Origin of the sequence: Sphingomonas sp. MMS12-HWE2-04, assembly GCF_044881185.1 — a bacterium.
Classification (GTDB): Bacteria; Pseudomonadota; Alphaproteobacteria; order Sphingomonadales; family Sphingomonadaceae; genus Sphingomonas.
The window spans coordinates 1119523-1141304 of sequence record NZ_CP173254.1; the positions used below are offsets into that span (position 1 = coordinate 1119523).

A 21782-nucleotide genomic window follows, 5' to 3' on the forward strand; every position below is an offset into this window, starting at 1 on the left:
GGGTCGCGGACGACGCCCGTTATGGGGGATGTTATTGCGAGTCAATATCAATATGCATTGACGTCGGTAGAAGGTGAAGAGAGGCGCCGGGCTTCCGCCCGACGCCCCAGGGAGGATCAGAGGCGGACGCGCGCGCGGATGGCGACGCGGCGATCACTGATGATGTAGTCGCGCGGTCGATTGTCGAAGATCTGATAGGTCTTGATCGGGGTGTTGAGCAGGTTTTGCCCGTCGAGCGTCAGCGAGAAGTTGCGCGTAACGTCATAGCTGATCGAGGCATCGAGAATCCCGTAGGAATCGCCGAAGATCGGCAGGTTCTGCGTGCCGGTGTTCTGCGTGCCCTGCAGATATTGCCCGCGCCAGTTATAGGCGAGGCGTGCGTTGAACCCGCCCTTGTCGAACAGCGCGATCAGATTGTAGCTGTGCTTGGACAGGCCCTGGAGAGGGACCTTGATCAGCGTGGTGCTATTGATATCGCCCGCCGCCTGCACGCCGGCGTCGCTGTCGACATAGGTGTAGTTGGCCTGCACGCCGAGCCCGTCGAACGGCGCCGGAAGGAAGTCGAAAAACTTCTGCCCGCCAACTTCGAAGCCCTTCACGAAACCACTCGATACGTTGACCAGCGAGCTGACGTTGAACTGGACCGGGCCCAGTCCTGCCACTTCCTGGATCAGCGGCACGTTGCGCGTGTCGATCAGATCCTTGACGTTCTTCTTGAAGCCGGTGGCGTAGACGAAGCCGACATTGTCGAAATACCATTCGACCGCGAGATCGAAATTCTCGACCTGTTCGGGCTTCAGGTTCGGATTGCCCTGGACGCTGCCGGTGCCGACATAGGGATTGGTCGCGCTGAGCGGCTGGTTGGGATTGAGCCGATCAGGCGTACTCGTCGAGCCGGTATAGGTCGGCGAGAGCGTAAAGCTCGGGTTGAGCTGGGTGAAACTCGGGCGCGAGAAGTTCTTCGAATAGGCGAAGCGGGCGAGCAGGCGGTTGGTGAAATAGAGCCGCGCGTTCACGCTCGGCAGCCATTTGTCGTAGTCCTGCTTGCCGACATAGGGCTGCTGCACGGTGACGTTGGGTGGCGCGGTGACACTTCCGTCCGGATTGGTGACCGGCTGCGATCCCGGCGTGCGATAGTTGAGCACGCTCGATCCGTTGGCGTCGGTCTGGGTGCGGACCCAGCGCAGGCCGAAATTTCCGTCGAGCTTGAGGCCGAACACGGTGGCGCCGAAGCCGGCGCGCGCATAGGCGGCATAGGTCTTTTCGTCGATCGTGCCGTTGAACGCGTCCGGCGCGTCGAACGAGCGGAAGCCGATCGTCTGGCCCGAAATCGCCTTCACTGCATCGAACGATGCCTGCGGATTGAGCGCGAGTTGCGTCGCGAATTCCTGGACGGGCCCAAACACGGTCGAGGCGCCCTTGCCGCGCAGCACATCCGACTGGAACGGGTTGAGCTCGGCATATTGCGGGAATTCGGAAAGCAGATAGCAGCCCGAATCCGACGACCAGTTGGCGCAGGTCGAGCCGATCGCCGTCCAGGTGCCGTAGGTGGTGTTGCGGTTGATCGCGCTCTTGTCGCTATAGCGCCCGCCGACTTTGATGTTGCGCAGCAGAGAGTCTTCGTTGAAATCCCAGTTCAGATCGGCGCGGAAGGCGTCCGAGGTCGCGTCATTGTCTTCAGCATAGGGCAGGATCGCAGTCATGCCGTAATTGGCGGCATTTCCGAAATAGCCCGGCACGCTCGACTGGAACACGGGGATGTCGCCGCTGATGTCGTAATAGAAGTCGTAATTCTGGCCGGTGCCCGCCACGCTGGTGCGCGGGTTGAGCGCGGTCGCGGTCAGGTTGATCGTCTGGGCATTCACATGCGAATTGATCCGCTGATAGTCGGCGGTGATCCGCAGCCGATCGGTGACGTTCCACTTGGCGCCGCCCGAAATGTCGGTGGTCTGCGTCTTGCGCCCGGTCGAGAAAATGACCGAATCCACGTTGGGATTGCTGAAATAGCCCGTGCGCGCGATGCCGTCATCGTCGACGGTAAAGGTGCGGCCCGACGCCGGCGGCATGTCCGAGCCATAAGCGAAGAACGATACGCCCTGATCGCGGAAGCTGTAATCAGCGCGGAAATATTGCCCGTAGAATTCGAGATTTTCGGCGGGCTTCCACTGGAGGGCACCATAATAGCTGGTGCGCTCGCGGTTGCCATAGCCGACCTTGAAGCCGCCGCCGTGTGGAGCGAGCACCTGCTCGTTGGCAAAGCCGGGCAGCGGGGTCTGGATGCCGGCAGCGTTGGTCGGGTTGGGGCCGTGCTGGTAGAACGGCTCAACCACGACATTGTCTTCGCGGAACTGCGTCGTCTGGTACGAGACGTTGGCGAGGATGCCGAACTCCCCGATCCCGGTCTTCCAGCGATTGCTGTAGAGCCCCGAGACCTGCTGGCCGCTCTTCTCGATCAGATCGTAATAGGTGCTGCCCACGGTGAACGAGGCGACCTGGCCGGCGCTGTCGAAGGGCAGGCGGGTGCGCAGGTTGATCAGGCCCGAAAGCCCGCCTTCGATCAGATCCGCCGATGGGTTCTTGTAGACGTCGACGCCGGCGAGCAGGTCCGAGCCGAGCTCTTCCCACGAAAGCCCACGTCCGCCGCTGGCCGAGAAGATGTCGCGGCCGTTCAGCTCGGTGCGGACCTGCGAAAGCCCGCGCACCGCGACGCCGTTCCCCTCGCCATACGTCCGGGTGATCTGCACGCCCGAGATGCGCTGCAACGCCTCTGCGACGTTGGTGTCGGGAAGGCGGCCGATGTCCTGCGCAGTGATCGAATCGACAAACTGGTCGGAGTTGCGCTTGATGTTCTGCGCGCTCTGGAGCGACTGGCGTAGGCCACTGACAACGATGTCGTCTTCGGGCGCGCTTGTCTGAGCATCGTCTTGCGCTGCCGCATCTTCGGCCGGAGGCGTCGCTTCCTGCGCATGAACCGCCGGTGCCAGTGCAAGCGCCAGTATCGACGCGCCTGCGAACAGGACAGAGTTAAGGTGTTGCTTGGTCCCCATGAGACTTTCCCCTCCTTATCAAAGGGGCGTCTCGGCTGGTACCGCACCCCTTCTGTTTTTATTTGTTCCTATCGATAAATATGCCCAAAGATATGTGCAAGAGTGAATTTTGTTTTCGTATGTGAGAGGAAACCGGTGGACACGATAACGAGGATCGTCGTCGTCGGCGGAGGAACGGCCGGCTGGATGGCTGCAGCGGTATTGTCGCGCGAATTGCCTGAAACGGTCTCGATTACGCTAGTCGAATCGCTCGACATCGGCACGGTCGGGGTGGGGGAGGCTACGATCCCGCCGATCGTGCAGTTGACCCGGATGCTGGGGATCGACGAGGATGCGTTGATTGCGGCCACGGGCGCCACCTTCAAGCTGGGAATCGAGTTCCACGACTGGGGCGCGATCGGCGAGCGCTATTTCCACCCCTTCGGCCAATTCGGCGCCGATCTCGACGGCATTGCCTTCCACCAGCATTGGAACCGGCTGCGCGAAGGCGCCCTCGACGACTATTCGCTCAACATCCAGGCGGCCCGGGCCGAGCGCTTCACTCGCCCGCACGACGACCCGCGCCACGTCCACTCGCGCATGGCCTATGCGCTCCATTTCGACGCGGTCCGCTATGCCGCCTTCCTGCGCGAGCAAGCCACCGCCCGGGGCGTGACGCGGATCACCCAGAAGATCGTCGACGTCGCGCTCGACGATCGCGGCTTCGTCGAGGCGGTGGTGCTCGAAAGCGGGACGCGGCTCGAAGGCGACCTGTTCATCGACTGCTCGGGCTTTCGCGGACTGCTGATCGAACAGGCCCTCCAGACCGGATATGAGGATTGGTCGCACTGGCTGCCGATGGACAGCGCCTTTGCCGTGCCGACCCCGAGCGACGGCCGGCTGCTGCCCTATACCCGCGTGCTCGCGCGCAGCGCCGGCTGGCAGTGGCGCATCCCGCTGCAGCACCGCACCGGCAACGGCCATGTCTTTGCCAGCGGCTTCATCGGCGACGATGCCGCGCGCGACGACCTGCTGCGCCAGATCGACGCCGAGCCGCTCGCCGAGCCGCGGCTGCTGCGCTTCACCGCGGGGCGGCGGCGCAAGGCGTGGAACCGCAACGTCGTGTCGCTCGGCCTGGCCTCGGGCTTTCTCGAGCCGCTCGAATCGACGAGCATCCATCTGATCCAGCAAGGCGTGGTGACGCTGCTGTCGATGTTCCCGGACAAGGCCTTCGACCAGGCCGGCATCGACCAGTATAACCGCATGATGACCGCGGAATTCGAGAATGTCCGCGACTTCATCATCCTGCACTATCATCTGACCCGGCGCGACGATTCCGACTTCTGGAACCATGTTCGCACCATGCCGGTGCCCGACAGCCTGACGCAGCGGCTCGAACTCTATGGCCAGTTCGGCCGGCTGTTCCTCGAACCCTCCGAACTGTTCCGCGAGCCCAGCTGGGTCGCGGTGATGCAGGGGCAGGGGCTGACTCCGAGCAAGGTCGATCCGGTGCTCGCTGCCCGCGACGCCGCGCCGCTGCGCACCAAGCTGGAGCGCATGCGCGGCGTGATCCGCGCCGGCGCCGACGCAATGCCGCTCCACCGCGACTATGTGCGGCAAGGCGGGCGGGCGCAGCCGGTGGAGTAACGGGAGGGCGGCGGAAGTAAAGCGCGCGTTCGCGGCCTTGAGCACTGGTGAATTACTTCACCGGTAACGCAATTTCCACTTATCGACTTCATTCTGCGCGGCGATCGCGAGGAGGAGCCGACGTGGCGGTTTGGAAGGTCCGTGCGGAACAGCCAGTCGATCCGGCCGAAGCGGGCGCCGACGATGCACTGGCCGTGCGGCTGCGCCGGCTTAGCGGGCGCCTGGCCGACGACAAAGCGGCCGACGCCGACACACGGACGGCAACCGAGACGACGCCGACGCGCCTGACGCTGGCCGGCAATCCCTTCGCGCTGCTCGAAGTGGAATTCGACGCCAGCGCCGCGGCGATCAGCGACGCCTATGACCAGCTCTCGTTCGAGCCCGATCGCGACCCCGCGGCACTGATGGCGGCGCGTGCGGCGATTCTGGCGCCGCGCGACCGGCTCGACGCGGAACTGGCCTGGCTCCCAGGCCTGCCCGGCGCGACTCGCGCGGCCGCGCGCAAGGCATTGCGCGACGGCGACGTCGCCACGCTGGCATCGATCCGCAACGACAAGGCGACCGGTCTGGCGCGTCTCAACCTTGGCGTCGCGCTTGCCGAAGCGGCGCCGCGCGATTTCGAGCGGGCCGCCGCGGTCCTCGCAGATGCGCAGCGGATCGAGGCCGACGCACTATTGGATCAGTTCGACGACGCGCGTTTCCGCGGCGGCTTTCGCGCGATAGATCGCGCGGCATTCGACGAGGCGCTCGACGCGCGCGCGACCGCTATCGGCGCGCAGCTGGCGCCCGCCTTCGCCGCCACGCCGGCGAGCCGCAACGCACTTACCCAGGCATTGCGCGACGTTCCGGTGGGCGTGGGCTTCGCCGCGGCGTTCAACGATGCACTGCTGCGCAGCTATGGTGCCGAGATCGCCGCGCTGCTCGAACAGTCGCAATTGCGGATCACCGCGACATCGTTGGCGTTGCGCGAGCAGCCGGGAAGCGACGTCCACGCCACCACCTTGCTCACGGCGCTGGACCTCTGGTCGAGCCTGCGGCGACCGATGCAGGTGCACGAAGCGGCGCGCGGGCTCGACGACCCGGCATCTGCGGAAATCATGGCCGCAGTGCGCGGCCTGGTGATCGCACTGTCCAACGATCATTCGGAATTTGAGATTGCGCTGCGGCTGGCGCGCGCACTGGTGCGCTGCTTCGCGCTGGTCCCGGCAAGCCGCGCGGCGCTCGAACGCGAGATGCCGACGCTGATTGCCAACGCGCTGGCCAAATATGCCGAGCAACTCAAGGCGCGGGCGCTGTCGGAGCCACGCGACTTTGCGCGGCAGGTCGAGGCGGGCGGGCTCGACCGGCCGACGGGGATCGCCGGCGCGATCGCGACACTGTTCGCCAGCGCGGACGATGTCGCGGCGGATTGCCGCGAGTTTCTGTTCCTGCTGATCCGCGGGATCGCGGTGACGCTGCACAACGAGCATCGCCAGACGCGAGCGGCCTATCTGCTCACCGCATGGCTGGCCACGCAGGGGCCGCCGCAGGAAGTTGCCGCGCAGCTGGAAAAAGACCTGCAGCATTTCGGCGTGCGCGCGACCGTTGTCGCGCGTGACCAAGGCGAAGCCCCAGCGAGCGAAAACCGGCCCTCGGGATCGTTCGGCCGCGCGGCCGGCACGCCGCGGCCGGCTTCGGCACCGACCAGGCCACCGCGCATTCCCGCCAGCGTCGAACGCCAATCGCCAAGGCGGGGTTCGAAGACCTTGGCCGTGATTTTCGGCCTGTGCGTGCTGACGAGCTTCTGCAGCCATCTGGGCAATCGCCGCCGCGTCGCGCCAGAGCCGCGCGCGACACCATCGGGGCTGTCCACGCCGGTCGCAGCGCCGTCGACCGACTGGCGGACCGAAGCTTCCGAGGAGAGTGCCCTGCGTCGTGCGCGGATCAAGGCGCTCCTCGATCAGGCGCGCGCCGAGGCACGCGGCGTGCCGGCGCAGCGCATCGCCCCCGCCCAGCGAGTTTATATTCCGGGCGAGCCGATGTCCGATGCGCGGCCGATGAACCCGGTGGGCGAGCCGACGCGGCGCCCGACGGAGCTACCATGAGCGACGCGCCACCCGCGCTCGCCGCGCTCGCGGTGCAATATTGGAAGCTTTGTGCCGCCTTCGAGCGCGAGCTCGCCTTCGCAGCGCCCGAGCGCGTGCCTGCCGCGCAGGCCCAGCTGCGCTTCGCCCAGCGCAAGCTCGACACGATCCTGGAAAGCGAGGGGCTGCGCGTGCTGACCTATGACGGCGGGGCATGGAGCGCCGAACTGCCGCCGACCCCGATCAATGCCGAGGATGTCGCGGACAGCCGCACCGCACAAGTCGACGCGACGATCGAACCCACCATCGTCGGCGCTGCCGGCGTGCTCCATCCCGGCAAGATCCTTCTCAGGCAAGGCTGAACCCATGTATCTCGGCATCGATCTCGGCACTTCGAATTCGGCGATCGTCGGCAATCGCGGCGGCCGGCTGGAACTCTACAAGGCGGTGAGCGGGGAGGATGTGCTCGCGTCGGTGGTGATGGCCGATCGCAGCGGCAGCCGCTATGTCGGCAAGCGTGCCTATGACCAATTGCGCACGTCGCCCAACGGGATCGCCGCACGCTTCAAGCGGCTGCTCGGGACCAGCACGAACCTGCCCTTTGGCCCCGACGAGGCCACGATCACGCCGGAGGAAGCCAGCACGGAAGTGTTGCGGCAGCTGATCAAGCAGGCGCGCGCAGCGCTGGGCGATGTCGACGTGCTGGGCACGATCGTCACGGTACCGGCGGCGTTCAACCAGATGCAGTCCGAAGCGACGATCCGCGCGGCGCAGGCGGCCGGACTGCACCCGGTGGGACTGTTGCAGGAGCCGATCGCGGCGGCGCTGGCATGCCTGGAAAATCCCGAGGCGCGCAACGGGCTGTTCCTCGTCTACGATCTGGGCGGCGGCACGTTCGACGTCGCGCTGGTCCGCGCGATCGACGGCGCGGTCTCGATCGAGGCGCACGAGGGCATCAACATGCTGGGCGGCAGCGATTTCGATCGAATGCTGGTCGATGCCGTGGTCAAGCCGTGGCTGGCGGCGCAGTTCGACTTGCCCGAAGGCTGGCACAAGCAGCCCGACTATCGGCGGCTGATCGCGCTCGCCACCGCCAATGCCGAGGCCGCCAAGATCGAGCTTTCGAGCGCGCGCGAGGCGATCATCTTCGTTTCCGAACACGATGCGCGGGCGACCGATGCCGCGGGCCGCGAGATATTCGTCGAAGTGACGGTGAGCCGTGCCGACCTGGAGGCTTTGGTCGCGGACAAGATCGACCATTCGATCGCGCTGTGCCGCAAGGTGATCGCCGACCATGGCTATACCAGCGCGGACATCAACAAGGTGGTGCTGATCGGAGGGCCGTCGCGCATGCCGATCGTGCGCGAGCGGGTGCCCGCCGATCTCGCTGTGCCTACCGATCTCGACATCGATCCGATGACCGCGGTGGCGCGCGGCGCGGCGATCTTCGCCGAAAGCCGCGTGTGGGAGGGCGGCGAGGCCGAGGCCAAGCCCTCGCGCATGCAGGCGGCGGCCGGCAGCCGCATCGTCTATGATTATGAGGCGCGCACCACGCGGGATCGGGCGCGGATCCGGGTGACGGCGCCCGATGGCGGAGAGGGGCTGCGCGTCGCTGCGCGGGCAAGCGACGGGCGCGATTATGGCGAGCGGCTGGTCGCCGAGAGCCCGGTGTTCGTCGTCCAGCTGGGCGAAGGCGAGACGCGGATCGACATGGAGGTGATCGACGAGGCCGGTATCCGCATCGAGGGCTCCGCGCAGCTGGTGCTCATGCGCGTTTCCGCCGCGGCGGCCGGCGCGCCGTGCACCAGCACGATCGCCGTCAAGGTAGAGGACAGCGACGGCGTGCGCGCGATCAACATGCTCGAGCCGCTGATCCGCAAGGGCGAGACGCTGCCGTGCAAGGGGGCCAAGACGCTGCGCGCGGGGCGGCGGATCGATCCGGGCAGCGCCGACTTCATCGATGTCGAGCTGTTCGAGCAGGCCGAGGGGGTGCTGGAACCCGAGGCCAATCTGTTGATCGGTGCCTTCCGCCTCTCCGGCGAGGATCTGCCGGCCTATGCCGCGCCCTTGCGCCCGGGCGAGCAGGTGATCCTGCACTGGTCGGTCGACGACAGCCAACTGATCCGCTGTTCGATCGAGCTGCCCGAACAGGCGCTCCACCTGCGCGACCACAGCTTTTATGTCGACGATCTCGCGCGGGTCGATTTCCGCACCAATGGCCGCGCCTTCGCCACCGAGGCGCTGATCGGGGCGCACGTCGCGCTCGAAGCATTCGATGCGCTGGACGCCGGGGTGCGCAGCCATTTTGCCGGCGAGTTGCAGCGCCTCCAAGCGCGAATCAACGCGCAGTTCGGCCGGCTGGAGGATGCGAGCGAGGCCGACAGCTTCCGTTCGATCGCCGAAGAAGCGCGGCTGCTCCGCCAGGAGATTTCGCGGCTGCGCCACCGGCCCGAGCTGCGCATCCAGATCGTCCGCGCCGATCTGTTTCGGGTCGAGGCGCAGTCGCGCGCGCTGCTCAGCGTGCTCGAGCAGGACGAGCGCGCGCAATTCCAGCAGCAGCGCGCTACCGCCGAGCAGGCGCTCGACGATGCCCGCTTCGCCGTGGCGGAGCGCGCGATCGAGGCGATGGAGCAGGTTCTGCGCGGTGCGCTGAGCCGGCAGCCCGATTATTATCTCGAGGGATTCCGCTGGTTGCAGGGGCAGCGGCACCTGACGACCGATCCGGCGCGGTTCGACGCGCTGGTGATGCGCGGGCGCGCGGCGATCGCGGGGCAGGACACCGCCGATCTGCGCCAGACCTGCGCGGCGATCGCCAACACGCTCAATCTGCCCAAGGCGGACAAGGCCGATGTCGCCGCGCTCGCCGGGCTGCGCCGCTAGCGCGACGCGGCTTCGCCCGATAAGGGCCGGGCATGAGCCATTTGCTGGAAGTATGCGTCGACGATGTGCGCGGGATTGCCGCGGCGGTGATCGGCGGCGGGGATCGGATCGAGCTGTGCGCGGCGCTGGCGCTGGGCGGCCTGACACCGCCGGGATCGCTGATCCGCGCCGCGGCGCAGGCACCGATCCCGGCGCATCTGCTCGCCCGGCCGCGCGAGGGCGATTTCCACTATGACGCCGCCGACGCGGCGCTGGTCGCCGAGGATATTGCCGCCGCTGCCGAGGCCGGGCTGGCCGGCGTCGTGATCGGCGCGAGCACCGCGGACTATCGGCTCGATCACGCACTGCTGGCGCAATGGGTGGCGCATGCGCGGGCGCTGGGCGCGGCGCGCGGCAGGCCGCTGTCGCTGACGCTGCACCGTGCCTTCGACCTGTGCCCCGATCCTTTCGAAGCGCTGGAAACCGCGATCGAGCTCGGCTTCGCGCGCATCCTGACCTCGGGCGGGCAGCCGCGCGCGATTGACGCAGTCGATACCCTCACCGCGCTGGTCCGCCGCGCGGGCGACCGGATCCTCATCCTTCCCGGCAGCGGCGTCGACGCGGCGACGCTGCCTGCGATCCTCGCCACCGGCGCGCGCGAAGTCCATTCCTCGTGCAGCAGCACCGCGGACGCGGCCGGCGCGCTGGAAAAGCGCTTCGGCTTCCAGGCCGGGCCGCGCCGCTTCACCGATCCCGCCAAGGTGGCCGGGCTGAAAGGGCTGCTCAGCGCGTCGTGATCGAGACCGCGCCGAGGATGCCCGAGGCCTGCGCGGCCGGCGCCTCGACCAGCAGCACGATCGTGCGGGCGCCGGCACCCGCGGGCAGCGTCCCGCGTAGCGGGCCCGGCGCGGCAATGGTCTTCTCGGCGATCCGAGCGCCGTCGATCCAGAGTTCGGCACGGCCGCCGATCGTATCGAAGGCGATCGTGCCGCCCTGCGCCGCGACGCGCTTCCACGGGGTCGCGCGGCTCCGATAGACGCGCCAGTTGGCCGCGGGTTCGGCGGGGGTCGGCGTGCCGCTGCGGACGAAGGCCCAGCTGTTGTTGTCGCCATCGGCGGGCGCGAGCGCGGGATCGGGACGCGCGGGCAGCGCCGGCGAGCGCCGCCAGTCGCGCACCGCCATCACCGGCGGCGTCACTGCGACCTGCGCGCGCGGCGCGACATCGGCGCGCGCGATCGTCAGCGTGGCGGCGCGCAGCCCCGGCGCGGTCGCGCGCAGGGCAATGCGGCCGCGGCCGGCGCCGGCGCGGATGAGGATCTGGGCAAGGCCGTTGAACAGCGATCGGCTGTTGCCCTGTTCGGGCTCGTGGCTGTTGGGATCGCCATTGCCGACGCCGATGATGCTCGCGCCGTCGACGGTGAACTGCGTCATCAGATTGGCCGTGGGGACGTGGCGGCCCTGCGCGTCGACTGCGTCGATCGTGATCGGCTGGCAATCCTCGTCATCGCCCGCCATCACCGTTCGAGCGGGCGTGAGGCGCAGCGCCACGGGCGGGCCCGCAGTCTCGTGCGCCGCGGTGGCGACGGTCTTGCCGCCGCGCATCGCCACGGCCTCGATCCGGCCGGGGGCGTAAGGCACGCTCCATTCATTGCCCATCACCCGATCGACCTTCTGCACGCCGAGGTTGCGGTCGTTGAGGCGCAGCGCGACGGTTTCGGCATTGCAGCTGACGAAGACCTTGATCGGCTCGCGCTCGCGGCCGGGCCAGGTCCAGTGCGGGGCGATCGCGACCACTGCCGTATCGTCGATCCAGTGCGCGCGGTGGATGTCGAACGCGGTCTTGGGGAAGCCGCACAGATCGGCGATGCCGAAGAAGCTCGAAATCGTCGGCCAGGCATGCGGCGTCGGCTCGCCATGATAGTCGAACCCGGTCCACACGAACCCGCCCGCGACGAAAGGCCGCTCGACGATGCTCTTCCAGGTGTCGCGGTGCGTGCCGCCCCAGCTTGCCGCCTCGGTATCGTAGGAGGTGATGACGTGGCCGGCGCTGTCGGTGGCGAAGGCGCCGCGCGTCTCGAACGCGCTGGTATCCTCCGAACTGGTCATCGGCTTGGTCGGGTTGAGCCGGTGGAACTTGTCGTAATCGGCCTGATAGTAGTTGAAGCCCATCACATCGACGACGGTCGAGACGTTCGACGGATCGTAGAACGAGCCATTCATCGCCGCGGTGACCGGGCGGATGCCGTCCAGCCGGGCGACGGCGGCCGACATCCGCCGGACCATTTCGACGCCAGCCTCGGTGCCCTGCATCGGCTCTTCGTTGAACACAGACCAGAGGATCACGCTGGGATGGTTGCGGTCGCGGCGCACCAGCCATTCGAGCTGCGCCATATAATCGGGCGCGGGATTGAAGATGCGGTTCTCGTCCATGACGAGAAAGCCCATCCGATCGCACCAGTCGAGCAGCTCGGCAGTGGGCGCGTTGTGCGACATGCGGATCGCGTTGCAACCCATCGCCTTCAGGCGCTCGAGCCGCCAGGCGATCAACGCGTCGGGCACCGCGACGCCGACCCCGGCATGATCCTGGTGGAGGCAGACGCCCTTGAGCTTCACCGGTCGATCGTTGACGAACAGCCCCTTGTCGGCATCGAAGCGGATCGTGCGGAAGCCGATCGCGACGCTGCGCTCGTCGATCACCTTGCCCTCGCGCAGCACGCGGGTGCGCACGGTGTAGAGCGTCGGCGTCTCGACCGACCACAGGCGCGGGCTCGGCGCGTCGAGCCGCAGCACGGCGTCAACCTTGTCGAGCACCGGGACGGCGACCTCGGTCCGTCCGGTCGCGACGTCACGGCCTTCGGGATCGAGCAGCGTGGCCTCGACCGTCACCGCGGCGGGCGCGCGTTCGATATTGGCGAGCGTCGCGGTGACCGGGACGTGCCAGCCACCGGCATCGCCGCGCGGATCGCAGTGGACGCCGTCGTCGACGATCGAAACGCTTGCGCGCCGCACCAGCCAGACATGGCGATACAGCCCGGCGCCTTCATACCACCAGCCCTCACGCGCCGTGGCATCGGCGCGGACCACGATCACATTGGTCTCGTCGCCGAAGCGCGCGAACGGCGTCAGGTCGACATAGACGCTGTTATAGCCCGACCAGTTATGCGCGACGGTGCTGCCGTTGATCCAGATCGTCGCATTTGTGGCGATGCCATCGAAATGGAGCTCGATCGTCTTGCCGCGATCGGCGGGGTCGAGCTTCAGCGTGCGGCGATACCAGCCGACGCCACGCGGCCGATAGCCTTGCGAGACATTGGCGGTTTCGAGAAAGGGCTGCTCGGCGGCCCAGTCATGCGGCAAGCGTACGTCGCGCCAGTCGCTGTCGTCATATAGCGGCGCGGCGGCACCGCGGGCATTGCCCGCCTTGACGCTGAGATAGGTCGAATTGTGATCGTCGGGCTCGGGCGCGACGATATCGCCTTCGTGGAAGCGCCAGCCGAGCTCGAGCCGAGTGCGCCCGGGATCGGGATTAGGCAGCCGTGAAGGAAGCGTGCGGCCCGGCGCGGGCATCGGAAAGCCGTCGCCGTGGCTCGGCCGCCCCGCGGGCGGCGCGAGCGCAAGCAGCGGATCGCTTGCCAGCAATGCGCCGACTCCGGCACCTGCGAGCAGAAGGTCACGGCGGTGCATGGCAAAGGCTCCGATCGAAGGGCTCAGATGTCGCTCAACTCGGCAACGAAATCATAGGCGTCGCCGCGATAATAGGAGCGGGTGAATTCCGCCGGGCGGCCGTCGCGCAGGAAGGCGCGGCGCTCGATCAGCAAGCCGGCATGACCGGGATCGACGCCGAGCATCCGGGCATGCTCGCCGCCGAACGGCACGGCGCGCAGCCGCTGGAGCGCGCGGACCGGACGATTTCCGGCGCGTTCGAGCGCGGTGTAGAGCGAATCGCCGACATCATCGACCGAGGCGAGGCAATAGCCTGCGATCGTCGACAGTTCGAACGCCATCGGGACTTCGTCGGCATAGCGGATGCGGGCGAAGCGCAGCACCGGTGCGCCGGGCGAGAGGCCGAGTGCCATCGCTTCCTCGGGCGTCACCTGGCCGGGCGCGCGCGAGACCCAGCTGCTGCTGGGAATGCGGCCGCGCGCCGCCATATCCTCGGTGAAGGACGAGAGCTTGGAGAAGCTCTTTTCGACGCGGCCGACGACGAAGGTGCCGGCGCCGCGGCGGCGGGTGAGCAGGCCTTCCTCGACCAGCCCGCCGATCGCCTTGCGGACGGTGATCCGCGACACGTCATATTCCAGCGCGAGATCGCGCTCGGGCGGAATCGCCTCCCCCTGCGCCAGCACTTCCTCGCCGATCGCATCGCGAATAAGCTGCTGTAGCTGGACGTAGAGCGGCGAGGCATTGTCCTCGCGCAGCCGCCCCACCTGTTCCGAAAACCCCATCGATCCTCCTGCACGGCGTGCCCGCCGTCTGCCCCGAGCAGGACGGGCTATCGCAAGGTGCGGTGTCAGGCAATACGGATATGCAAATGGTCTTATATTGGTCCTCGCGCATTTTTGTTGTGCGCCGCAGCGTCGCCATGATCGCGAACGATAAAAAAGTTTTCACTGGTGCAGCTATTGTGCGGATGGACTTAGATTGGTTACATCCTCGGCAAGCGTCCGGCAGGGCAAGGATGGGAGAAGCATAGATGGGCATCGTCACGCTGGGTCGCCGGCTTTCGTGGAGCGCCATGCTGCTCGCCTCGGCCATCGCGCCTGCTTCGGCCGCGCCGAAACAGTCGATCGCGCTCGACGGCGCCTGGGAAGTGCGCATCGACCCCGCCGATGGCGCGGCGGCCAAGGCACATCCGCGCGAGGCGCGCTGGTTTGCCGCGACGGTGCCCGGCAGCGTCCAGCAGGATCTGATCGCGGCGAAGCGCGTCCCCGATCCGTTCAAGGGCATCAACGAAGCGCCGATCCAATGGGCGGGGATGACCAACTGGCAGTTCCGCAAGGTCATCGACGTCACGCCGGCGATGCTGGCGCGCGACCATCTCGAATTGGTCTTCGACGGGCTCGATACCTTTGCCACCGTGTCGCTCAACGGCAAGACGCTGCTGACCACCGACAATGCGCATCGCCGCTGGCGGATCGACGCCAAGGCAGTGCTCAAGGCCGGGCGCAACGAGCTGCTGGTGTCGATCGCGTCGCCGATCCGCACGCTCCAGCCGATGGTGCTGGCCCAGCCCAATCCGCTGCCCGGCGAATATGATTCGGCGTTCGGCGACGAGCCCAAGGGCAAGCAGACCTCGCCCTATATCCGCAAGGCGAAATACCATTACAGCTGGGATTGGGGTCCGCGGCTGGTCAATATCGGCGTGTGGCGGCCAGTGCGGATCGAGGCGTGGGACGAAGCGCGGATCGATGGGCTGCGTGTCGAGCAGGAGGCGCTGAACGGCGCCGAGGCGCGACTGGTGGCGCGCTATCGCATCGTCGCCGATCGCGATGCGGCGCTGACGCTGCGCACCGTGCTTACTGCGCCCGGCGGTAGCCCGCAGACGGTCGAGCGGACGGTGCAGGTTGCGGCGGGGGCCAACGAGGTCAGCGTGCCGATGACCGTGGCACAGCCGCAGCGTTGGTGGCCGGTGGGCTATGGCGCGCAGCCGCTTTACGGCGTTGCCGGAAGCCTGATCGCGGGCGGCGTGGCGAGCGATGGGGTCAACCGGACGATCGGGCTGCGCACCGTCGAACTGCTCCGCAAGGACGGCAGTTTCGGCTTCAAGATCAACGGCGTGCCTATCTTCGCCAAGGGCGCGAACCTGATCCCGTTCGATAATTTCCCGACGCGCGTCGGCACCGCGCAGATGCGCGACGTGCTGCAAGGCGCGCGCGACGCCAACATGAACATGCTGCGCGTGTGGGGCGGCGGCTATTATCTCGACGACGCCTTTTACGATCTCGCCGACAGGCTGGGGCTGATGATCTGGCAGGACTTCATGTTCGGCGGATCGGTGACGCCGCCCGATGCCGGCTTCCGCGAGAATGTCCGCATCGAGGCCGAGGAGCAGGTCGAGCGGATCCAGCCGCACCCCTCGGTGGTGCTATGGGCGGGCGGCAACGAGATCCTGGCGGGCTGGGAGAATTGGTCCGATCGCAAGGCATTCAAGAAGCGCGTCGGTGCCGACGAGCAGGAGCGGATCGGCGTCGGCATGGCGGTGCTGTTCGATCGCGTGCTGCGCGATGCGGTGCTCACCCGTTCGCCCGGCACGCCCTATTGGAACAACTCGCCCGCGACCGACTATGAAGCGCCCACCGACACCGACAAGGACGGCGACCGCCATTTCTGGGACGTCTGGTCCGGATCGAAGCCGATCGAGCGCTATGCCGACAGCTGCCCGCGCTTCATGTCGGAGTTCGGCTTCCAGGCGATGCCCGATCTGTCGACGATCCGCGGCTTTGCCGGCAACTTGCCGTTGGCGATCGACAGCCCGGTGCTCAAGGCGCACCAGAAGTTCCTGGCGGGCGAGGGCAATGCCCGGCTCAAGCTCTATCTCGATCAGCGGCTGCGCCCGGCCAAGGACTTTGCCGATCTGGTCTATCTGACCCAGGTCAACCAGGCGCAGGCGATCGACCTGGCGGCGCGCCACCACCGCGCCTGCCGCCCGGTGACGATGGGATCGCTCTACTGGCAGATCAACGACACCTGGCCGGCGATCTCCTGGGCGAGCATCGACTATCACGGCCAATGGAAGCTGCTCCATTATGCCGCGCGCCAATTCTTCGCGCCGCAGGCGGTGGTGGCCGAGCATCGCGACGGCATCACGCGCGTGTCGCTGGTGTCGGACGCGACGGCGCCGATCGCGGCGGAATGGCGGATCACCGCGTTCGACATGGCCGGCGCCAAGCTGGCGCAGAAGGGCGGGGCGGTGACGCTCGATCCTTTGTCGGCGCACGAAGTGGCGACGCTGGCGGATGGCGATCTGTTCGCCGGCGCGGCGGCGACTGCGAGCTATGCCGTCGCCGAGCTGGTGGTCGACGGACGCGTCGTGTCGCGCCAGATCGTCGAGCGCGGCGTCCCCAAGGACATGGCCTATCCGACGCCGGGCCTTTCGGCGCGCTGGGAAGGCAAGCGCGTCACCGTAACCGCAAGCGCGCTCGCCCGTGCGGTGATGCTCGATTTCGGCGCCGTCGCCGCGCAGCCGAGCGATGACGGCTTCGATCTGTTGCCGGGCGAAAGCGTGACGCTCGACGTGGAATCGGATGCCAGCGCGGCCACGCTCAAGCGCGCGCTCACCCTTCGCAGCCTGGGGCCGCAGCAATGATCCCGTTCCTTCTGCTCCTCGCCGGCGATCCCGATCCCGACGCGGTCGCCAAGGCGATCGCGACGATGACGATCGAGGAGAAGGCCGCCCAGCTGCAGAGCACCGCGCCCGCCGACAAGGAAGCGGGCCTGCCCGCCTATGACTGGTGGAACGAGGGACTGCACGGGCTGGCGCGCAATGGCCATTCGACGGTGTTTCCCCAGGCGATCGCGCTCGCCGCGACCTGGGACACCGATCTGCTCGGCAAGGTCGGCGACGTCGTCGCGACCGAGGCGCGCGCCAAATTCAACGCCAAGCCGATCGGCGCGGATCGCCGCATCTATGAGGGGCTGACGATCTGGTCGCCCAACATCAACATCTTCCGCGATCCGCGCTGGGGGCGCGGGCAAGAGACCTATGGCGAGGACCCGTATCTGACCGGGCATCTCGGCGTGGCGTTCATCCGCGGGCTGCAGGGCCCCGATCCGCGCCACCCCAAGGTGATCGCGACGCCCAAGCATTTCGCGGTGCATAGCGGCCCGGAGGCCGGGCGCGACGGATTCGACGTCGATCCCAGCCCGCAGGATCTCGAGGCGACCTATCTGCCCGCGTTCCGCCTGGCGGTCACCGAGGGCAAGGCGCAATCGCTGATGTGCGCGTACAACGCGATCCACGGCACCCCGGCCTGCGCGCTCTCCGATCTGATGAACGACCGGCTCCGCAAGGACTGGGGCTTTACCGGCTTCACCGTGTCGGACTGCGATGCGGTCGCCAACATCCATATGTACCATCACTATCGGCTCGACGGCGCGGCGGCAGCGGCGGCGGCGCTCAAGGGTGGCAACGACCTCAATTGCGGATCGGCCTATGCCGCGCTGCCCCAGGCATATCGGCACGGCCTGGTGACCGAGTCCGAGATCGATCTGGCGCTGACTCGTGCGCTGTCCGCCCGCCAGGCGCTGGGCACGATCTTCGGCGCGACAAGCCCGTGGAGCGCGGTTCCGGCCAGCGAAGTCGGCACGCCGGCGCACCGCGCGCTGGCGCTCGACGCTGCCCGGAAAGCGATCGTGCTGCTCAAGAACGACGCCGATCGCCTGCCGCTCAAGCCGGGCAGCCGCATCGCCGTGATCGGCGCCAATGCCGACGATCTCGGCGTGCTCGAAGCCAATTATCATGGCACCGCAATCGACCCGGTGACGCCGCTCGACGGCATCCGCCGCCAGTTCGGCACCGACAAGGTGGTGTACGCCCAAGGGTCGCTGCTCGCCGATGGCGCGGCGGTGGTGGTGCCCGAGACGGCGCTCACCGCCGGCGGCAGGCCAGGGCTCAAGGCCGAATATTTCGCCGGCTCGCGCGTCGGCGGAACCCCGGCATTGGTCCGCCAGGATCGCCGCATCGACTTCAACTTTACCCGCGTGGCGCCTGCGGGGCTCGATCCCAAGGGGTTCGCCGTGCGCTGGAGCGGCGAGCTGGTGCCCCCGGGGCCTGGCCGCACCAAGCTGGCGATCGACATCCCGGCCTGCTGGAAGGACTGCACCACGCACAATTCGGTGCGGCTCTGGATCGACGGCAAGCCGCGCCACGACGGCGTGCTCGGCAAGGGGCGCGTCGAATTCCCGATCGACAGCGACGGTCGGCCCCACGCCTTCCGGCTCGAGCTCGACCATGCCGGCGAGGACGAAGGCATCCGGCTGCTCTGGCTCCCGCCCGCCGAACCGCTGCTCCAGCAGGCCGTCGCCGCAGCAAAAGACGCCGATCTGGTCGTCGCGGTGCTCGGCCTCTCGCCCGATCTCGAGGGCGAGGCGCTCCAGGTCAGCGTGCCCGGCTTTGTCGGCGGCGACCGCACCGACATCGCGCTGCCGCTCGTCCAGCAGCGCCTGCTCGACGCCCTGCGCGCGACCGGCAAGCCGATCGTGCTGGTGCTCGCCAGCGGCAGTGCCGTCGCCGTCGATCCTGCACAGGCCGATGCGATCCTCGCCGCCTGGTATCCGGGCGAGGCGGGCGGCACGGCGATCGCCGAGACGCTGGCCGGGCTCAGCAATCCTTCGGGGCGCCTGCCGGTCACCTTCTACAAATCGACCTCGGACCTGCCCGCCTTTGTCGATTACGGGATGAAGGAGCGCACCTATCGCTACTTCACCGGCACGCCGCTCTGGGGCTTCGGCCATGGGCTGAGCTATACCCGCTTCGACTATGCCGGCGCGCAGGCCAAGGCGGGGGCGACCGATGCGCCGGTGACTGCCACCGTCCGCGTGCGCAATGCCGGCGCACGCGCGGGCGACGAAGTCGTCCAGGCCTATCTGGTGCCGCCCGCCGCCAAGGGCGGTGGCGGGACCACGCCGGTGCTCCAGCGCGAACTCGTCGGTTTCCGCCGCGTGGCGCTCAAGCCCGGCAAGGCGGCGACACTCTCGTTCACGCTCGATCCGCGCAGCATCAGCAGTGTCTCGCGTGACGGCACCAGGCGCGTGCTGCCCGGCACCTACCGGCTGTGGCTCGGCGGCGGCCAGCCGGGCGACGGCGCGGGCGCCTGGACCGAGTTCACCCTGCGCGGCGACGCGGTGGAACTGCCCAAATGATCCTTTCCCGCCGTGCGCTGCTCGCCTCCAGCGCGGTCGGGCTGACGCTCGCCGCGGCGCCCTCGGCCGCGCGGCAGCGGCAAGGGCGCGGGGCGGCGCCCAACCTGTTCATCGGCACCGGCGGCACCGGGCACACCTATCCGGGCGCGACCGTGCCGTTCGGCATGGTCCAGCTCAGCCCCGATACCGGCGTCGAGCGCTGGGAGACCTGTTCGGGCTATCATCGCGGCGACACGTCGATCCTCGGCTTCTCGCACACCCATCTCTCGGGCACCGGCATCGGCGACATGCTCGATGTGCTCGTGGTGCCCGCCACCGGGCCGGTGCAACTCCAGCCCGGCACGATAGAGAACCCTGACTCCGGCTATCGCCAGCGCTTCTCGGGCGAGCATGCCGAGCCGGGCTATTACCGCGTCGCGCTGGAAAACGGCGTTCAGGCCGAACTCACCGTCACCGAGCGCACCGGCTGGCACCGCTATCGTTTCCCCAGGGGCGCCGGGCATGTGCTGGTCGACCTTTCGCATCTGGTCGCCGATCGGCCCGGCGCGCGGCCGCTGATCGACGAGGCGCTGCTCGCGCTCGACGCGGACGGCACGCTCACCGGCACGCGGCGCATGTTCCGCTGGGCCAAGGGCCGGCGGATCTTCTTCGCGATGCAATTTTCGCGCGCGCCCGATCGTATCACCTTTGTCGGCGATGGCGACGCCCTGCAGCCCGCCGGATCGACCAGCGTCACCGGCAAACGGCTCAAGGCGGTGCTGCACTATGACGATGCCGGCGCGGCGCCGGTGATGATCCGCTGCGGCATCTCGGCGGTCGATGCCGCCGGCGCGCGCGGCAATCTCGACGCCCTGCTGTCGCAGTGGGACTTCGATCACGTGCGCAGCGTCGCGGCGGAATATTGGCGTGGCGCGCTCGACACGATACGAGTCGAGGGCGGCACCGCGGATCAGCGGACGATCCTGGCCTCGGCGCTCTATCATGCCCAGGTGGCGCCGACGCTGGTTTCGGACGCCGATGGCCGCTATCCCGGGCTCGACGGCATTGCGCAGCGTGCCCCCGCCGATGGCGCGGCCTATAGCAGCTATTCGCTGTGGGACACCTATCGCGCGCTGCATCCGCTGCTCACGCTGATCCAGCCCGATCGGACCAAGCAGCTGATCGACGACCTGATCCGCCAGACCGCACAATCGCCCTTCGGGCCTTTGGTCTGGCCGCTCCAGGGCAAGGAAACCGGGACGATGATCGGCTGGCACGGCGTCGTCCCGCTCGCCGAGGCGCAGGCCAAGGGCATCCCCGCCGATTATGCCGCGGCCTGGCCGGCGATCCGCAAGCGCAGTTTCGATTTCGCCGCGCCCGACAAGGACAACAGCCTGGGCCGCGATCTCTACGATCGGCTCGGCTATGTCCCTGCCGACAAGATCAACGAGAGCGTCAGCCGCACCCAGGAATATGCCTATGACGACTGGGCCTCGGCCCGGATCGCGCGGGTGGCGGGGGCAGGGGCCGATGCCGAGCGGCTGATCAAGCGCTCGGGCAATTGGCGCAATGTCATCGACGGCCGCATCGGCTTTGCCCGGCCGCGCTTCGCCGATGGCAACTGGTGGACGCCCTATGATCCGATCCAGCTCGGCCACATGCCCAAGCCCGATTGGCGCGACTATACCGAGGCCAATGGCTGGCAGGCGAGCTTCCTCAACCAGCACGACATTTACGGCCTGATCGCGCAGATCGGCGGTGATGCGAAGTTTGAGGCGAAGCTCGACGCGCTGTTCACCGCGCCTTCGACGCTGCCGGACAATGCGCCGCCCGACATTTCCGGGCTGGTCGGCCAATATGCGCATGGCAACGAGCCCGATCAGCACGTGCCCTATCTCTATGCCTATGTCGGCGCGCCGTGGAAGACGCAGGCGATGGTCCGGCAGCTGTGCACGCAGATGTACAAAAACGATCCCGACGGGATCATCGGCAATGATGATTGCGGGCAAATGAGCGCCTGGTTCGTGCTGAGTGCGCTCGGCTTCTATCCGGTCGATCCGGTCGAGGCGGCCTATGTGTTCGGATCGCCGCTGTTCACGCGTGCCCAGGTTGCGCTGGGCGAGAAAACGCTGGCGATCGAGGCGCCGGGTAATGGACCGGATACGCCTTATGTCGCTGCGGTGACCTGGAACGGGCGGCCCTGGACCAAGAGCTGGATCGCGCATAGCGAGCTGGTGAAGGGCGGCACGCTGCGCTTCACCATGTCCCGCACTCCCCATCGCGGCTTCGGCCGCGCACCCGCCGATCGGCCGCCGTCGTTCGGCCGGGCCCCGAGTTGAGAGGAATC

11 protein-coding genes are annotated in these 21782 nt (G+C 67.7%); 8 read left to right on the plus strand and 3 right to left on the minus strand.

Features of this window, described 5'->3' with window-relative positions; all coding sequences use genetic code 11:
• Nucleotides 1–116 precede the first annotated feature (116 nt).
• Nucleotides 117–3047 (minus strand): TonB-dependent receptor, encoded by a 2931-nt coding sequence (locus AB2M62_RS05060; RefSeq protein WP_404338278.1) that lies wholly within the window; start codon nucleotides 3045–3047, stop codon nucleotides 117–119.
• A gap of 135 nt (nucleotides 3048–3182) precedes the next feature.
• Between AB2M62_RS05060 and AB2M62_RS05065 the strand changes: the two genes are divergently transcribed.
• From AB2M62_RS05065 to AB2M62_RS05085, 5 genes are all read left to right on the plus strand, one after another.
• On the plus strand, nucleotides 3183–4673 hold the full coding sequence (locus tag AB2M62_RS05065) for a tryptophan halogenase family protein (RefSeq protein WP_404338279.1): 1491 nt from the start codon (nucleotides 3183–3185) through the stop codon (nucleotides 4671–4673).
• 122 nt (nucleotides 4674–4795) lie between these two features.
• Nucleotides 4796–6757, plus strand: a complete 1962-nt coding sequence (locus AB2M62_RS05070; protein WP_404338280.1) for a hypothetical protein — start codon at nucleotides 4796–4798, stop codon at nucleotides 6755–6757.
• Nucleotides 6754–7098: a hypothetical protein gene (locus AB2M62_RS05075; protein WP_404338281.1), complete on the plus strand. Its 345-nt coding sequence runs from the start codon at nucleotides 6754–6756 to the stop codon at nucleotides 7096–7098. The genes AB2M62_RS05070 and AB2M62_RS05075 overlap by 4 nt, the downstream gene beginning before the upstream one ends.
• Before the next feature lie 4 nt (nucleotides 7099–7102).
• Entirely contained in the window at nucleotides 7103–9616 is a 2514-nt protein-coding gene (locus AB2M62_RS05080; RefSeq protein WP_404338282.1) for an Hsp70 family protein, read from the plus strand.
• Nucleotides 9617–9648: 32 nt separating this feature from the next.
• Nucleotides 9649–10392: a copper homeostasis protein CutC gene (locus AB2M62_RS05085; RefSeq protein WP_404338283.1), complete on the plus strand. Its 744-nt coding sequence runs from the start codon at nucleotides 9649–9651 to the stop codon at nucleotides 10390–10392.
• Here AB2M62_RS05085 and galA read toward each other — a convergent pair.
• The gene (gene galA, locus AB2M62_RS05090; protein ID WP_404338284.1) at nucleotides 10379–13279 is read right to left on the minus strand and encodes a beta-galactosidase GalA; all 2901 of its coding nucleotides are present in this window, start codon (nucleotides 13277–13279) and stop codon (nucleotides 10379–10381) included. The two genes, AB2M62_RS05085 and galA, sit on opposite strands and share 14 nt — an antisense overlap.
• A gap of 23 nt (nucleotides 13280–13302) precedes the next feature.
• Nucleotides 13303–14040 carry a GntR family transcriptional regulator gene (locus tag AB2M62_RS05095; RefSeq protein ID WP_404338285.1) on the minus strand — a complete coding sequence of 246 codons (738 nt, stop codon included), beginning with the start codon at nucleotides 14038–14040 and terminating at the stop codon, nucleotides 13303–13305.
• Between the two features lie 248 nt (nucleotides 14041–14288).
• On the opposite strand from AB2M62_RS05095, the gene AB2M62_RS05100 reads away from it, so the two are divergent.
• Genes AB2M62_RS05100 through AB2M62_RS05110 form a run of 3 tightly spaced genes read left to right on the plus strand, consistent with a single transcriptional unit; the run spans nucleotide 14289 to nucleotide 21774 of the window.
• Nucleotides 14289–16901, plus strand: a complete 2613-nt coding sequence (locus AB2M62_RS05100; protein ID WP_404338286.1) for a glycosyl hydrolase 2 galactose-binding domain-containing protein — start codon at nucleotides 14289–14291, stop codon at nucleotides 16899–16901.
• Nucleotides 16898–19456, plus strand: coding sequence for a glycoside hydrolase family 3 C-terminal domain-containing protein (locus AB2M62_RS05105; RefSeq protein WP_404338287.1), 2559 nt, complete (start codon nucleotides 16898–16900; stop codon nucleotides 19454–19456). Before AB2M62_RS05100 ends, AB2M62_RS05105 begins: the two co-directional genes overlap by 4 nt.
• Nucleotides 19453–21774, plus strand: coding sequence for a GH92 family glycosyl hydrolase (locus AB2M62_RS05110; RefSeq protein WP_404338288.1), 2322 nt, complete (start codon nucleotides 19453–19455; stop codon nucleotides 21772–21774). The genes AB2M62_RS05105 and AB2M62_RS05110 overlap by 4 nt, the downstream gene beginning before the upstream one ends.
• The last annotated feature ends 8 nt before the right edge of the window (nucleotides 21775–21782 follow it).